Annotated in this window: 13 protein-coding genes and 1 riboswitch; of the genes, 8 read left to right on the forward strand and 5 right to left on the reverse strand. The window is 65.3% G+C overall.

Annotated features, from left to right (window positions below):
- Positions 1–47 precede the first annotated feature (47 nt).
- Positions 48–2363, reverse strand: a complete 2316-nt coding sequence (locus B6V76_RS00765; RefSeq protein ID WP_088726423.1) for a glycosyltransferase family 2 protein — start codon at positions 2361–2363, stop codon at positions 48–50.
- A 633-nt stretch (positions 2364–2996) separates the two neighbouring features.
- The gene (gene infC, locus B6V76_RS00770) at positions 2997–3539 is read right to left on the reverse strand and encodes a translation initiation factor IF-3 (protein WP_075775147.1); all 543 of its coding nucleotides are present in this window, start codon (positions 3537–3539) and stop codon (positions 2997–2999) included.
- A 234-nt stretch (positions 3540–3773) separates the two neighbouring features.
- On the opposite strand from infC, the gene B6V76_RS00775 reads away from it, so the two are divergent.
- From B6V76_RS00775 to B6V76_RS00790, 4 genes are all read left to right on the forward strand, one after another.
- On the forward strand, positions 3774–4790 hold the full coding sequence (locus B6V76_RS00775) for a hypothetical protein (protein WP_088726424.1): 1017 nt from the start codon (positions 3774–3776) through the stop codon (positions 4788–4790).
- Between the two features lie 137 nt (positions 4791–4927).
- Entirely contained in the window at positions 4928–5608 is a 681-nt protein-coding gene (locus B6V76_RS00780) for an FAD-binding oxidoreductase (protein WP_088726425.1), read from the forward strand.
- Between the two features lie 144 nt (positions 5609–5752).
- Positions 5753–6907 (forward strand): heme A synthase, encoded by a 1155-nt coding sequence (ctaA, locus tag B6V76_RS00785; RefSeq protein WP_088726426.1) that lies wholly within the window; start codon positions 5753–5755, stop codon positions 6905–6907.
- Entirely contained in the window at positions 6904–8370 is a 1467-nt protein-coding gene (locus B6V76_RS00790; RefSeq protein WP_088726427.1) for a carboxypeptidase M32, read from the forward strand. The genes ctaA and B6V76_RS00790 overlap by 4 nt, the downstream gene beginning before the upstream one ends.
- Before the next feature lie 84 nt (positions 8371–8454).
- On the opposite strand, the gene B6V76_RS00795 is transcribed toward B6V76_RS00790, so the two are convergent.
- Positions 8455–10308, reverse strand: a complete 1854-nt coding sequence (locus B6V76_RS00795; protein ID WP_088719350.1) for an ABC-F family ATP-binding cassette domain-containing protein — start codon at positions 10306–10308, stop codon at positions 8455–8457.
- A 271-nt stretch (positions 10309–10579) separates the two neighbouring features.
- Here B6V76_RS00795 and ndk point away from each other — a divergent pair, with 271 nt between their 5' ends.
- On the forward strand, positions 10580–11002 hold the full coding sequence (gene ndk, locus B6V76_RS00800) for a nucleoside-diphosphate kinase (protein ID WP_075775069.1): 423 nt from the start codon (positions 10580–10582) through the stop codon (positions 11000–11002).
- Between the two features lies 1 nt (position 11003).
- Here ndk and B6V76_RS00805 read toward each other — a convergent pair whose 3' ends face one another.
- Together B6V76_RS00805 and B6V76_RS00810 are read right to left on the reverse strand one after the other, a co-directional pair.
- Positions 11004–11363 (reverse strand): TfoX/Sxy family DNA transformation protein, encoded by a 360-nt coding sequence (locus B6V76_RS00805; RefSeq protein ID WP_088718438.1) that lies wholly within the window; start codon positions 11361–11363, stop codon positions 11004–11006.
- A 574-nt stretch (positions 11364–11937) separates the two neighbouring features.
- Positions 11938–12417, reverse strand: a complete 480-nt coding sequence (locus B6V76_RS00810; RefSeq protein WP_075775067.1) for an Rrf2 family transcriptional regulator — start codon at positions 12415–12417, stop codon at positions 11938–11940.
- 392 nt (positions 12418–12809) lie between these two features.
- Between B6V76_RS00810 and speB the strand changes: the two genes are divergently transcribed.
- The 3 genes from speB to B6V76_RS00825 all read left to right on the forward strand — a co-directional run bounded on the left by speB (position 12810) and on the right by B6V76_RS00825 (position 15404).
- Positions 12810–13781 (forward strand): agmatinase, encoded by a 972-nt coding sequence (speB, locus tag B6V76_RS00815; protein WP_088726428.1) that lies wholly within the window; start codon positions 12810–12812, stop codon positions 13779–13781.
- Entirely contained in the window at positions 13778–14203 is a 426-nt protein-coding gene (locus tag B6V76_RS00820) for a DUF1499 domain-containing protein (protein ID WP_088726429.1), read from the forward strand. The genes speB and B6V76_RS00820 overlap by 4 nt, the downstream gene beginning before the upstream one ends.
- A gap of 154 nt (positions 14204–14357) precedes the next feature.
- A complete protein-coding gene (locus B6V76_RS00825) occupies positions 14358–15404 on the forward strand; it encodes a DUF475 domain-containing protein (RefSeq protein ID WP_075775064.1) in 1047 nt (348 codons plus the stop codon).
- Positions 15405–15433: 29 nt separating this feature from the next.
- A riboswitch (cobalamin riboswitch) is annotated at positions 15434–15628 on the forward strand.
- The last annotated feature ends 116 nt before the right edge of the window (positions 15629–15744 follow it).

Below are 15744 nucleotides of genomic sequence, written 5' to 3' on the forward strand. Positions count from 1 at the left end.
TTGACCGGAAAGCTAGGTCAGGGCGCGCTTGGGTAAAGGCGGCGCGCCTAGTGCGCGGCCTCGTCCGGAGCTTCGACGGTAAAGAAGAAATCCGCGGGCAGGTTTCGGGCATGCAGGTCGTCGGGGATTACGTGCGGGCCGGTGTTGAACACGGCAGAGCCGAAGACATGCAGCATCCGCGAGAGCGCCTCGAACCGCTCCGATGTCAGCGTCTCGTAGAACTCCCGCTGGTCGGGGCGCGCCATCAGCTCCGCGATCTTCGCACGGTGGCTGGCGACAGCGTGGTGATGCGCCGCCGCGATCTCGGGATCGGCCATCATCCGGTCGAACTCGGCGCGGGCCGCAGGCAGCATCCGCTGGATCGAGCGATCCTCGACCGCGTTATGGTTCATCCGGAACCAGTAGTTCAGCCCCTGATCGCGATCGACATGGTTCACCCGGCCGCGGTCGCGCTTCACGAGGAAGCTCCCGGCCGAGCGCACCGCGTAATGGTTCAGCTGCACCCAGTCATAGCCGTAGGTGTCGAGCGTCGAGCGCCAGCCATTGCGGAACATCTCGCGCGGCATCGGCTGGCCCGAGCCGTTGAGCCAGTTCACCTGATCCCAGAGGTCCGGGTTCAGCCCCTTGGGGCGGTGAACGCCCAGCTTCTTGTAGAGCGCGATATTGCGAAACAGCGTCTTGAAGCCCCAGGCCTGATGCGGTTTGCGCACGATCTCGGGGGCGCAGCGGGTGAATTGCCCGGTGATGAAGCTGTCCTCGTATGCGTGGACGTCGTTATTGCCGAACAGCCGCCAGGTGAGCGAGATCATGTTCGCCTCGCCCATCGCCTTATACAGCGATTTCAGCGTGCCGTCGCCGATCTTCACATTGATGAACTCGTCCACATCCATGCAGATCGACCAGCCCGCCTTGGTGATCACCGGCTCGGTCTCCGCCGCCGCCAGCGCCGCGTGCTGGGGCTTCATATCGACCATCGTGCGGAACGGGTTCTCGCGGTGCTGGACGTAGCCCTTGGCCTGCAGCAGATCGAGCATCGTATCGGTGCCGTCGGTGCAGTCGTTCGTATAGACGAGGAAATCGTCCACCCCGATCGCGCGGTGATAGGCGATCCATTCGAGGATGAAGGGGCCTTCGTTCTTCATCGTGGTGACGATGGCGGTGCGGCCCGCCTCGATCGCCTGCGCGGGCGCGTCCTTCACCTTGGAGACCGGTGGGCGCACCGGCTTGAACCCCCAGACATCGCGCGACATCTGCAGCAGGCGCGGGTCTTCCACCAGCGAGGTCTTGGGGGCGAGTTCCGCGGGCGAGGTGCCCGGCACCCGCAGCGCCATCGCGCGCCAGAAGCCATAGGTCAGCCCCGGATCGGGGCGGCAATAGCTGACGCGCAGCAGCCGCCACGTATTGTCCAGTCCGGCCTTGGTCGGCGCGCAGCCCCAGCGCGCGATGCCGCGCCGGGCGTCGAACTGACGGCAGATATGGTCGGGAAAGCGCGCGGGCTGATCGTTGCGCACGCGCCAAGGGTAGATTCGGCGGCCCACCAGAAGGATCACGCCGTTCTCGGCCTGTTGCGTGGCCTCGAAAGCCGAGGGCTGGCCCGGCTCGCGCGTCGCCAGAAGATCGGTCACGTCGAGCACCAGCACCGAGGCCGCCTTCGCGAAGAACCGCCATTTCGCGATCTCGAAGATCAGCGCCTGACCCAGCGGGCTCAGCTGCGGATCGGGGGCGGGCGGCTCCATCCGGTCCTTGCCGGGCGCGTCCGGGGCGAGGAAGACATGGTTCTCCGGTCCCATCCCCGGTTTGCCGAGCGGCAGCGGGCTTTCAAGGATCGCGACCGGCAGGTCCAGCTCGCGCAGCGCCATGCCCGCCTCCAGCGCGTCGGCGAAAGCTTCGCCGCTACCTGCCGGACTGCCCTCGGGCGCGCGGTTCACGATCACCGCGCCCGTTGCGCCGTGATGGTCGTGATGCCAGCAGAGCCAATCGAGCACCGTCTCGACGCTTTCCTCCAGCCGAAGCCCGAACAGACAGTTGCGGCCCTCGAACATGTCCCAATCTGGCGCGGCGGGGGTGATCTCACGCAATACCGGACCATCGGGCCCGGCCATCGCGGCCTGGATCGGTCCCGGCGCGGTCGGTTCATAGATCCCCATCGCCGCGCCCGCGACATTGCGCGCCTCGGCCAGATGCGCGGCGCCCGGCACCGGGTCGAGGTTCAGATCCTCGGCCTGCGAAGGGGCGGCGAAGAAGGCGCGCAGATGGTGACGGGGGCCGAGATCGGTCTCGTCGGTCCAGCCCACCGCGTCGAGCAGCGCGGGCTTGCCCGTTTGCGCCTCCATCCGGCGCCGGATCACTCGTTGCTTGCCCATGTCGATCTCGAAACTGCCTTTCGTTGCAACTAGCATGCAGGGGGCGACGCGATAAAGGCCACGCGAACCCGCGCGTCCGGGAATCGATGTCGCCTCCGAACGGGGCGATTTCGCGCGATGGGAATGGCGAAACCGGGGCAATCGCGGCGGAGCGCGCGCGACAGCGGATTAGACCGCAAAAAATGCCCCCTAATGACGGCGCGGGGCGAGGCGCTTGCGTGAGCGCGTCGTGTGCTCTCAGAGCCCGAAAATACAGCCTTGCAGGAGGGTGGATCGGCGACGGGTGTGGTTCTCCTCACGCCCGCCTCACCGAGCCTGCCAGAAACGTGACCATTGGAACAGTTTGTCGCAGTTCAAACGCGATGAGTTTTGACCTAAGTCAAGTTCAGCACACGGATACTCCCATATCACAAGTGCATCGGGTTCTTGATCTCCCTGACGCGGTCGACGCCGCACAGAACCCGACCAGAGGAACAGACGTTCTCCCTCGTCTTTCCCCAAACGCGCCGCGGGTCTCCCTCCCGCGGCGCTTTAATCTTCAACCTCTGGAAAATCGCCCGCCGCCCGCCACGGGCCATGAAAAAACCCTCCCGGTGAGGGGAGGGTTCAAACCGTCTCGGAAGGCTCGGCCGCTTATTTAGCCGGGGCGATCATCATCACCATCTGGCGGCCTTCGAGCTTGGGCATGTTCTCGACCTTGCCCAACTCGCCCACGTCGCTCCGGACGCGGTTGAGCAACTCGAGACCCAGATCCTGGTGCGCCATCTCGCGGCCGCGGAAGCGCAGGGTGACCTTCACCTTGTCGCCGTTCTCGAGGAACTTCACCACGTTGCGCATCTTGACGTCATAGTCGTGCACATCGGTGCCCGGGCGGAATTTGACTTCCTTGATCTCGATCGTCTTCTGCTTCTTGCGGGCTTCGGCTTCGCGCTTCTGCTGTTCGTATTTGAACTTGCCGAAATCCATGATCTTGCAGACGGGCGGGTTGGCGTTGGGCGAAATCTCCACGAGATCGAGCCCGGCCTCTTCGGCCATGGCCATCGCTTCGCGCGGGGAAACCACGCCGACATTCTCACCCTCTGCACCGATCAGGCGAATCTCGGGCGCGCGAATGCGTCCGTTCACTCGGGGGCCGGTATCACGGGTCGGCGGGGCGTTGTGGGGTCTGCGGGCTATGGTGGGAATCCTTCTGTAGCCATTGAGTAATTTCGGGCGGAAAAGATAGTCCCGAGTGCCGCCGTATTCAACCGCAAAGGCACGGGAACCGGGCAGGGAGGATCTGCGTTGTGTCCCGCCGGGCAGGGCCAAGGCGTTTGCCGCGCGATCGCGGGCCTCGCGGGCCGCTGCGTTCGAAGATCGTGGTCGGGCGAAGAGGGCCCGCAGAGCAAGACAATCAAGGGAAATAGCGTGATGAACAAGCTTGTGGCAGCAGTGATCGTGGTGCTGGGGGTGGCCGCCGGACTGATCATCCTGAATACCGATATCTCGGACGGAACCGAAGCGACCGATGCGACGCCGAAGGCCGCTACGAGCGCCGAGAGCGCCGGAAAGACCATGGCCGACAAGGCCAGCGATGCGGTGAAATCCGCAAGCGAGTCGGTGAAGGCCGCCGCGGACAAGGCGACCCAAGCCGCTTCCGACGCGGCCGACAAGGCGACGCAGGCCGCCTCGGATGCCGCGGAAAGCATGAAGGACACGGCGGCAGGCGCGACGGATGCCGCCTCGAACGCGGCGTCGGATGCGGCGGATGCCGCGAAAGAGGCCGCGAAGAAGGGGGCCGATCAGGCGCAAACTGCTGCCTCCGATGCCGCCCAGAGCGCTGCCGATACCGTCTCGAAAGCCACCGATACAGCCAAGCAGGCGGCGAGCGACGCGACCAGCGCCGCCAAGGACGCCGCTTCGGCTGCGAACGAGGCTGCAAAAGCCACGATGAATTCCGCCAGCGATGCGGCCAGTGCCGCCGCCACCGATGCCGCGAAGGCCGCGACGGCGGCAGCGGAAGCTGCCGCGAAGGCTGCGAACGCGGCGGCGTCCGCCGCCAGCGGCGCGCAGGCCGATGCGAGCGAGACCGCGATCGAGGGGGCGAGTTCTGCGGCGCAAGCAGCCGCCGAGGCCGCCAGCCAAGCCGCGAATGCCGCCGCCGACGCCGCAGCCGCCGCCACCAATGCGACGCAGGCGGCAGCCCCCGCAGGCGCCGCGAGCGGTGGCGATACCCAGACGCCGGTGCAGGGCCAGGGCGTGATGAGCGCCGCGAAGGCGCTGACCGTGGAAGGGTTCGACGCCGACAGGGTGATCGACATCGTCGATACGTCCGAGCTGCCCGAGGCCACGAAGGCGCAGTTGCGCACGGCGGTGCAAAGCGCCCGCGACAATCCGCAACTCGTGGAAGGGGTGGTCGATCAGATCCGCGCGGCGCTCGGCTTCTGATCGCGCCGCTACCCCTCGAAATCCCCAAGGGTCGCGCGACATCCAATCGCGCGGCCCTTTTCTTTGCGCATTCCGCGGATCGGATGGGAACGCCTGCGCAAAGCCTCGCGTTCGATCTTCAACGAAAGGAGCCGTTCATGAGCACCCGTCTCGAATTGCAAAGTATCAGCCCCGTCACCCATGACACGCATCACCTCGTCTTCCCGCGCCCCGACGGGTTCGACTTCGACCCCGGTCAGGCGGTCGAGCTGAACCTGACCCGGGAGGGCTGGACCGACGAGAAGCGTCCCTTCACCTTCACAAATCCGGTGGACGGCGACACGCTGGAATTCGTCATAAAGTCCTATCCGGACCATGACGGCGTGACAGAGCAGATCGCGACGCTCAAGCCCGGCGAGGCGGTGGAAGTCTCCGACCCGTGGGGCGCTATCAAGGACAAGGGCCCCGGCACCTTCATCGCGGGCGGGGCGGGGGTGACGCCCTTCATCTCGATCCTGCGCGCCCGACTGGCCCGCGAAGGTACGCTGGAGGGTTGCCGCTTGATCTTCTCCAACAAGACGGAGGACGACATCATCCTGCGCGACGAATTCGAGTCGATGTCGGGGCTGGAGACCGTCTGGACCGTGACCAAGCAGGACGATCCCGGCGCGGGCGTGCAAACCGCCAAGATCGATCGCGGCTTCCTCGCGCCCTATGTCGAGAAGGAGAGCGGCAAGTTCTATGTCTGCGGCCCCCACGAAATGGTGGACGAGCTCGAGGCCACGCTGAAAGAGCTCGGCGTCTCGCAAGATCGCATCGTCCGCGAAGATCTCGACTGACGCATCGCGATCACGCCTAAGTGGCCTCGGCCCGCGCATCCCGCGCTCTCCCGCCCCCTTGCCCCCGGTAAGGGGGCGGCCTAGTTTGCCCTCGCGCAAATTCTTGCCGAGTAAAGCCGACAGACAAGCCGGGGGTCCGCACGCATGGCCGAAAAACGCAGCATCTTCGAGGAAGTCGGAGCCGAGGGCAGTGCCAAACGGGCCGAGCCCAAGGGAGGCATGATCGACGCCAAGCCGCGCGGCGCGCGCCGCGCGATCCGGATGTGGCTGTTCGTGCTGTTCACGCTGGTCGTGGCGATGATCGCGGTAGGCGGGGCCACGCGCCTCACAGATAGCGGTCTGTCGATCACGCGCTGGGACCCGATCTCGGGGGCGATCCCGCCGATGAGCGATGCGGACTGGCAGGCGGAATTCACTCATTACAAAGAGAGCCCGCAGTTCAAATACATGAACCCGAACATGACCGTGTCCGAGTTCAAGGGCATCTTCTGGTGGGAATGGGGGCACCGGCAGCTGGGCCGCCTGATCGGCATGGTCTGGTTCATCGGCTTCATCGGCTTCTGGCTGACCAAGAAAATCCCGACCGGCTGGACGGGTCGACTGTTCAGTCTCGGGATACTGGGCGGTTTGCAGGGCGCGATCGGCTGGTGGATGGTGTCTTCGGGCCTCGTGGGGCGGATGACGTCGGTCGCCTCTTATCGTCTGGCCACGCATCTCGGCCTCGCTTTCATCATCCTTGGTCTGATCTCCTGGTTCGCGCTGCAACTCTCGCGCCCGGAATCGGCGCTGTTGCAGGCACGTAGACTGGCCGAACCGCGCCTGACCCGGATCGGCTCGGTGCTGATCGGGCTGGTTTTCGTGCAGATCATCCTCGGCGCGCTGACCGCGGGGATCGACGCAGGGCTCGCCTTCCCGACATGGCCCTCGATGAACGGGCAGTTCCTGCCGTCGGAGAGCTTCGATTACACGCCGCTGTGGCGCAACTTCTTCGAGAACCCGGCGCTGGTGCAATTCCTGCACCGCATGGTCGGCTATCTCGTCTTCGCCTCCGGCCTTTACGCCGCATGGCGCGCGCGCAGCTCGGCCCATCCGCGCACCAAGGAAGCCTTCGCGCTGATGGCCGCGATGATCTTCTTCCAGATGGTGCTGGGCATCACCACCGCGCTTGAGCTGGTGAATTACTGGTGGCTGGGTCTCATCCATCAGTTCGGCGCCGTTATTACATGGGTCCTCGTGATCCGCGCGCGTCACATGGCGCGCTTCCCCCTTGTTCGTTCCATTCGGGAGGGCCGTGTATGAGCGCCTATCAGGACCTGCTCGCGCATCAGCGCGAAACCGAAGCGCTGGGCAATATCGCCGGGCTGCTGAGCTGGGATCAGGAAGTGATGATGCCGCGCGGCGCCGCCGATCAGCGCGCCGAGGAATCCGCGGCGCTGGAATCGGTGCTGCATGCGCGCCGCACCGATCCGCGTATCGAAGACTGGCTGGCCCGCGCCGAGGCCGACGACGCGGTGAGCGCGCGCATTCTCGATCTGGTCGGGCGCAGCTACAACCGCGCGACCCGTATCCCGGCGCGCCTCGCGACCGAGATGGCGCGGCTGACTTCTCTGTCCCAGGGCATCTGGGCCGAGGCCCGCGCCAACGAGGACGCGTCCGCCTTCCTGCCGACGCTGGAAGAGGTTGTGCGCCTGAAGCGCGAAGAGGCGGAATGCCTGTCCGAGGGCAATCTCTACGACGCACTGCTCGACGACTATGAGCCGGGTGCGACGTCGAAGGAAATCGCCACCGTCTTCGACCGGATGCGCGGCCCGCTGGTGGAGTTGCGCGACCGGGTGCTGGGCTCGGAGGTCTCGCCGCAGCCTTTCGACAAGGTCTTCCCCGAGAACGCCCAGCTGCGGCTCGCGCGTAAATGCGCCTCCGCCTTCGGCTATGACTGGACGCGCGGGCGGCTGGATATGTCGGTCCACCCGTTCTCCTCGGGCGGCGGCGACGATGCGCGCATCACCACCCGCATCTCCGAAAGCGACCCGTTCGGCAATATCTACTCGACGATCCACGAGGTCGGCCACGCCACCTACGAGCAGGCGATTGACCCGGCCTATCGCTTCACGCCGCTGGGCCATGGCGTCTCGATGGGCGTGCATGAGAGCCAGAGCCGGATCTACGAGAACCAGCTTGGCCGCTCGGCCCCGTTCACCGGCTGGCTGCACCAGCGCATGACCGATGCGTTCGGCGATCTCGGCATGGACAGGGAGGCCTTCCACGCGCTGGTCAACCGCGTCGAAATGGGCTTCATCCGCACGGAATCGGACGAGTTGAACTACAACCTCCACATCATGCTGCGCTTCGATCTGGAGCGCGATCTGATCTCGGGCAAGCTGGAGGTCGCCGATCTCGAAGAGGCGTGGAATGCCCGCTTCGAGCAGGATTTCGGCGTGAAGGTCACCAAGCCCAGCCAGGGTTTCCTGCAGGATGTACATTGGTCGGTGGGGCTGTTCGGCTATTTCCCGACCTATGCGCTCGGCAATGTCTATGCCGGTTGTCTGGACGAGGCGATGCGCGCGGTTACGCCCGGGATCGACGCAGCCCTCGCCGAGGGCGATGCGACGCCCGCGAAACAATGGCTCGACGAAAATCTGCGCGTCCACGGCGGGTTGCGCACGCCGCGCGAGACGATCCGGCATGCCTGCGGGGCCGAGCCGACCGAGACGCCGCTGCTGGCTTATCTCACGCGGAAATTCGAAGGCATCTACAAGCTGTGAGCCGAAGCGCTTGCCGAAAGGGCAGGCGCCTCCGGCGGGGATATTTGGGTCAAGAGGAAGGGGCGGGCGGCCCCTTCATCGATCTCAGTTCTGCTCAGCGGTTTCCAGCTTTTCCAAGGCCGCCATCCAGAGTGCTTCGGCCTTCTCCATCGCCTGCGTCGCCTCGGTGTGCTTCGCTTGCCAGACCGCGAGGTCCTTTGCCTTTTCCGGCTCGTAAAGCGCGGGATCGGCGAGTTTCGCGTCGAGCTTCTCCAGCATGCCGCTAAGCTTCTCGACCCGGGCCTCGCAGTCGCGCACCTCGCGCTTCATTGCCGTCATCGCATCGCGGGAGGGCTTGGCCGTTTTCGGTGCTGCGGGCTTCGCGGGCTTGTCTTCGGGCGGCGGCGCCAGCAGCTCGGCGCGGTAGCTTTCCAGATCGCCCTGATAGGGCGCGACCGCGCCGCCTTTCACCAGCCAGAGCCGGTCCGCGACCAGACCCAGCAGGTGCATGTCGTGGCTGACGAGGATCACCGCGCCGGAATATTCGGTGAGCGCAGTCACCAGCGCCTCGCGGCTCTCGATATCGAGGTGGTTGGTCGGCTCGTCGAGGATCAAGAGATGCGGCGCGTCGAGCGTCGCCAGCAGGAGCGACAGCCGCGCCTTCTGTCCACCCGAGAGCTTGCCCACCGCCGTCTCCGCCTGATCCGCGCCGAGGCCGAAGCCCGCGAGCCGCGCGCGCAGCTTGGCGGGATGCTCGTCGGGACGCTCGCGCTTGAGATGGGTCAGCGGCGTTTCCTTAAGGTCAAGCTCATCCACCTGATGCTGGGCGAAATAGCCGATCCGAAGCTTGGAGGACCGCGTGATCTTGCCCTCCATCACCTGAAGTTTGTCCGCCAAGAGCTTGGAAAGCGTGGATTTCCCCTCACCATTTCGACCCAGAAGCGCGATCCGGTCGTCCTGATCGATACGCAGGTTGAGACGCTTCAGGATCGCCGGGCCGCCATAGCCGACAGCGGCGCTTTCCATCGCGATGATCGGCGGCGAGAGCTGTTCCGGCTCGGGGAAGGTGAAGACCTGCTTGGCCGCTTCTTCCGGCGCGGTGATCGGCTCCATCTTCTCGAGCATCTTGACCCGCGCCTGCGCCTGCTTGGCCTTGGTGGCCTTCGCGCGGAACCGATCGACGAAGCTTTGCAGATGGGCCCGGCGCGCGTCCTGCTTCTTGGCCTGCGCGGCCTGCGCTTCGCGGCGCAGCCTGCGGGTGCGCGCGAAGGTGTCGTAGCCGCCCTGATAGAGGGTCAGTTGCTTGTCCTCGAGATGCAGGATCGAGCCCACCGCGCGATTCAGCAGATCGCGGTCGTGCGAGATCACGATCACCGTATGCGGGTAGCGCATCAGGTAGCTTTCCAGCCAGAGCGCGCCTTCGAGATCGAGATAGTTCGTCGGTTCGTCCAGAAGCAGCAGATCGGGTTGCGCGAAGAGCACGCCCGCCAGCGCCACGCGCATCCGCCAGCCGCCCGAGAAATCCGAACAGGGGCGCTTCTGCGCCTCCATGTCGAAGCCGAGCCCCTTCAGGATGGCGGAGGCCCGCGCCTCGCCCGACCATGCGTCGGTATCAGCGAGCCGCGCATGCACTTCGGCGATGCGATGCGGATCGGTCGCCGTCTCGGCCTCGGCTAGAAGACTGGCACGTTCCTCATCGGCGGCCAGCACGGTGTCGAGCAGCGAGGTCGAAGAAGACGGCACCTCCTGCGCGACGCCGCCGACGCGGGCGCGCGAGGGCAGGGCGATCTCGCCGCCATCCAGCGTCAGCTCGCCCCGGATCAGCCTAAACAGCGTGGTCTTGCCCGCGCCGTTGGGGCCGACGAGGCCGACCTTGTGGCCTTCGGGGATCGTAGCGGAGGCGTTCGCAAAGAGCGGACGGCCTTCGATCGAAAAAGAGATATCGGAGATGCGCAACATGGGGCCTGACTTGGCGCAGGGGCGCGCGACAGTCAATCGCTGCTGCGCGCCGCGCCCCTTCGGCTTGGCAAAAAATATCCCCGCCGGAGGCGTCCTTCGGCGCGTGACGCCCGGCGGCCCGCCGGTCTGCCTTGACCAAACGGTCACGAAACCGCGCTAGACTCGCCCCGGGCCCGCCCATGAGGGCTTTTCAAGCCAGCCCCTGCATGATAGCAGGCGCGGGATATTTCGGACCGGCTTTCCGGCCGCGAACACAAGGAAAGGGTCACACATGGCCATCGAACGCACGCTGAGCATCATCAAACCCGACGCGACCAAGCGCAACCTCACTGGCAAGATCAATGCCAAGTTCGAGGAAGCGGGTCTGCGCATCGTCGCGCAAAAGCGCATCCAGCTGACCATGGAACAGGCCGGCAAGTTCTATGAAGTGCACAAAGAGCGCCCCTTCTACGGCGAACTGTGCGAATTCATGGCGTCCGAGCCGGTCGTCGTTCAGGTCCTCGAAGGGGAAGGCGCGATCGCCAAGAACCGCGAAGTGATGGGCGCGACCAACCCGGCGGAAGCCGACGAGGGCACCATCCGCAAGGAATACGCGCTCTCCGTGGGTGAGAACTCGGTGCACGGCTCCGACGCTCCGGAAACCGCTGCGGAAGAAATCTCGTTCTTCTTCTCGGGTCTCGAGATCGTCGGCTGATCTAGCGTTTCGCGATCAGACCAATTTCCGAGAGGGCCGCGTCCAGCCGGGCGCGGCCCTTTTCTTTTGCGGAAGGCGCGGAGCTGTCCTCCGCTGCGATCCGCGCCTTGAGCGCGTCGAATTTCTTGCGGAATGCGGCCTTCTCCGCCCCGCGGCAGTCGTTCCACGGCCGACCCTGCAGCGCCATGTGCAGTGCGTAGTAACCGATGAAATGGGCGGGGTTCCCGGCCTCGATCCAGGCGGCATAGGCGGCGTCCGCTCCGATCTCGCGCAGGTCTTCCGCCGAGGTGATCCCGGCGCGCATGAAACCTTCGGCGGTGGCGGGGCCGATCCCCTTGATGGAGGTGAGAGAGGTGCTCATCGTGCCGGACGGTCCTTCGGGCCGCGCGGCAAGGGCAGCGCGACGGTTTGGCGGATCATCGCAGTCTGAAGCTGGACTTCGCGCCACGCAAGAGCAGCGCGAAGGAGAGATCGAATGGCGGGCGGCGCAAAAACCGGCGATGGATGAAGATGCCGGTTGCGGGGCCTGCCTGCGCCGCTATCATCGCGGCGCGAGAGAGGGCGTCAGATGGACGCCCAATCGTCGAATACGGTGCCGTTCTGTTGGGTCGTATTGCCCGTTTGGCCTTGTTGCTGGCCAGGACGGTTCGTGCCGCCTTGCTGTTGCTGGCCTGATTGATTGCCCGATTGCTGTTGCATGACCTAAGCCTTGTGATGAGTCGCGTTCTAGCGGGGTCTTCCCGTTGCTGCGACAAGTAGCCACAGGCTCTCGCCGAGAAAAGGGTCGGTCAAGCGAAACTGATTTTTGGTCGCATTGGCGTGAGCGACCGTCATGAAACTGTGACGTCGCCGACACGAAAGCGCGGATTTTGGCGCGAGTGCGTCAAGAATTCGGACCTATCGTGGCCGCCTGCGCGGAGCCTTGTTTCAAAGGGCTATCGCGCAGCTCGCGCCGCCGTGCAGATCGGGATGGGTTGCAGGCCGGGCAGGCTGAGCATCGCCTCCAGCGCGGTGTTGTTCTCGACCAGATCGGCGATGGTCTTGCGGTCGAGCGTTCCGTAAAACGCCTCGAGCGCCTCGCTCAGCGCATCGCGGAACAGGCAGGCGTCGCGCAGCGGGCAGGTGTTGGTCTCGGTGTCGAAACATTCCGCGAAAGGCAGGCGGGCCTCGAAGGCGCGCAGCACGTTGCCGACGCCGATCTGTTCGGGTGGGCGCGCAAGTTTCATGCCACCGGCGCGGCCGCGCAGGGTGGTGATGAAATCCTCATGCGCAAGGGTGTTGATCACCTGCGCCAGATGGTTCTCGGACGCATTGCAGGCTTCCGCGATCTCGTGCTTGCGCACGGTGCGGTCCGGATTGACCGCACAGAACATCAGCACACGCATCGCGAGATTGGTTCGAGTGGTCAAACGCATCGTAACTCCTCCAGCTCACGCGGCGGTGATATAGATAAGTTTGCCTCGCAAGTTTGACCTATGTCACATTCATTGGAAATTTTCGCGCCGAGGCGAGATTTTGCCGCGCCGTTGTCACGCGGGCCAATATCGGTTGGGTGAAGCGGGGCTGCCGGGCCGGCGCGGCGGGCGCGCCCATTCGATGAAGTCGCGGCACACGGTGGCGTGAGCGAATGAGAGCTTCGGTCGTCTGCGCCCAGTTCGCGCGGTTGCGGGCGCTGCCCGGCCCGGATCGCCCCAGGCGGGCCCTTGTCGGAGTGCGCGGGTTCGGACACGTCCCTCGTCGCCTTGCGGGGCAACTTGACCTCCTGCGAGGGCTGGCGCAGATTTCGCGGGCGAAAGGGAGGGCGACCATGGCTCTGGAAGATGCGAAAACCCAAGTGGATCAGGCCTTTACGCGCGCAGATGCGCGCGGTCTGAGCTTCGAGAATACCTTCGGTGGCGCGACCAGCTTCCTGCGGCGGCGCTACACGAAAGACCTCGCAGGCGCGCAGATCGCCGTGAACGGCATCCCCTTCGATCAGGCGGTGACCAACCGCCCCGGCACGCGGTTCGGGCCGCGCGCGATCCGCGAAGCCTCGACGCTGCAGGCTTTCGATGCGCCCTATGGCTGGGGCTATGACCCGCTCTCCGAGCTGGCGATCGTCGATTACGGTGACATGCCCTTCGACTATGCCAATGTGCCCGAGGTACCGGGCCGGATCGAGGCGCATCTCGGCGCGATCTTCGGGGCGGGTGTGGTGCCGATCACGCTCGGCGGCGATCACTTCATCACGCTTCCGATCCTGCGCGCGGCAGTCGCCGCGCAAGGCGAGATCGCGCTGATCCAGATCGACGCCCATTCCGACACATGGGCCGATGACGACATGGACCGGATCGACCATGGCACTTTCCTCTACAAGGCGATCAAGTCGGGCGTCGTGCGGGCGGAGAATGTGGTCTCGGTCGGCATCCGCACCGACAATCCCGATACGCTGGGCGTGAACATCGTGGATGCGCCGAGCGTGCATCGCGAAGGGATCGGTCCCACGCTCGAACGCATCCGCGCGGTTGTGGGTGATAGACCCTGCTACCTCACCTTCGACATCGACGGTCTGGACCCGGCCTTCGCGCCCGGCACCGGTACGCCTGTCTGGGGCGGTCTGGCGAGCTGGCAGGCGGCAGAGCTGTTGCGCGGGCTGAAGGGCATCAACCTGATCGGCGGCGACGTGGTCGAGGTCTCTCCGCCCTACGATCCGACCGGGGTGACGGCGATCGCCGGGGCCCATGTCGCGACCGAGCTGATCGCCCTTGCGGGCTGGGCGATGCGGGAGAGGGCGGCATGAAACGGGCCGTGACGATCCTCGCGCTCGGGCTCGCCGTCGTGGTGGCGGCCGACGGGTGGGTGCGCCTCGCCCCGATTGATCCGGCGCGCTTCGATGTCGACGGGCTGGCGAAAGCGCCCGGTGACCACCCGGAGACAGGCGGGTTTCAGGCCGTGCGCGACGTCTCCGATCCGCCGGCGCAGATGGCCGCGCTCGACAAGATCATCCGGGGCACCGCGCGCACCAAGCGCGTCGCGGGCAGCGCCGACGAGGGCTACGCGGCCTATGTGACGCGTTCGGCCGTCTGGGGCTTTCCCGATGTCACCACGCTCTGGGTCGAAGGCGATACGCTGCAGATCCGCGGGCACCTCGTCTACGGGAAATCCGATCTCGGGGTGAATGAGGCGCGGATCAAGGGCTGGCTCGACGAGGTCGGGCTCTAGCGGGCGCGACCCGCCGTGCGCAGGGTATCTTGCGCCGCGTTTTTCCGCCCACCCGCCCCACGCCGTAGGGGCACACAGACCAACTCTGACAGTGCGCTCCCTTGCGAAGACAGGGGGCGAAGCCTAAGTGAGGCCTCATGCAGCCGGAGCCAGCATGACCATCATGTATCGTTATTTTTCCTGGGCCATCGCCGTCACGGTGGCAGGGCTGGTCGGGTCCTTCGCGCTGGGGTTCGCCCAGACCGGAGGGCTTGGCGGCGCGGTCTCTTTCCTGATGATCACTGCCGTGCTGGCCGTGCTGGAAATCTCGCTGAGCTTCGACAACGCCATCGTCAACGCCAACAAGCTGCACCAGATGACGCCGAAATGGCAGCGTCGTTTCCTGACATGGGGCATCCTGATCGCGGTGTTCGGGATGCGTATCCTCTTCCCGCTTCTGATCGTCGTGATCGCCGCCGGCATCGGACCGTGGGATGCGGTTCTTCTGGCTGCGAAACACCCGGCCGAATATGCCGAGATCATCGAGGACGCGCATCTGTCGATCGCGGGCTTCGGTGGCGCCTTCCTGATGATGGTCGCGCTCACCTATTTCATCGACGAGGGCAAGGAGGTCGACTGGATCCGCGCGCTGGAGCGCCGGTTGCGCGCGCTCGCGTCGATCCGAGGTCTGGAGATCGGCTTCGTGCTGGTCGTCGTTCTGCTTTTCACCTGGATTCTGCCGGAGGGGCGCGAGGACGAGTTCCTCTTCGCCTCCATCTGCGGCCTTGCGACCTTTCTCGGCGTCGAGGTGCTCAGCCACGTGCTCGACCGGACGAATATCGCCGCCGAGACGGCCAAGGCGGGCCTCGGCGCGTTTCTCTATCTCGAAGTGCTCGATGCGTCCTTCAGTTTCGACGGGGTGATCGGGGCCTTCGCGCTGACCCAGAACCTGTTCCTGATCGCGATCGGTCTGGGGATCGGTGCGATGTATGTGCGCTCGATGACCCTGATGCTGGTGGAGCGCAACACGCTCAGCGAATTCCGCTATCTCGAGAACGGCGCCTTCTGGTCGATCCTGATCCTCTCCGTCGTCATGTTCGCGCAGACGCTGGTGGAAGTGCCCGAGGTGATCACCGGCCTGATCGGGGCCGGGCTCATCGGTCTCGCGCTGCTATCCTCGATCCGGTTCAACCGGCGCTGCCGGCGCGCCGTGGAAAGCTGAAATATTCTTGACTCAGTGCGGCGCGCGCGGCACAGCAGGGGCACTTCGGTTCCGCGAAAGCGGATGAAAAGGGAACCCGGTGCGATGCGTGCATTCATTCCGGGGCTGCCCCCGCAACTGTGAGCGGCGAGTGACGGCTGACTGAGCCACTGGGGAGACCCGGGAAGGCCAGCCGGAACCAGGACCCGCGAGCCAGGAGACCTGCCGAGGCGCTCATCCTTTCTGCCTGTGCGGGGCGCGCAGCGGAGGCGGTCTTCCGTCAGTGGTGACATTTTTCACCGTCGGCGGAAATTCCAAATTTCCAAAGACTTGCAATGCGAAGTTCACGCGACCGCAGAGT

The sequence above is a fragment of the Thioclava sp. IC9 genome (assembly GCF_002213225.1).
Lineage (GTDB): Bacteria > Pseudomonadota > Alphaproteobacteria > Rhodobacterales > Rhodobacteraceae > Thioclava > Thioclava nitratireducens.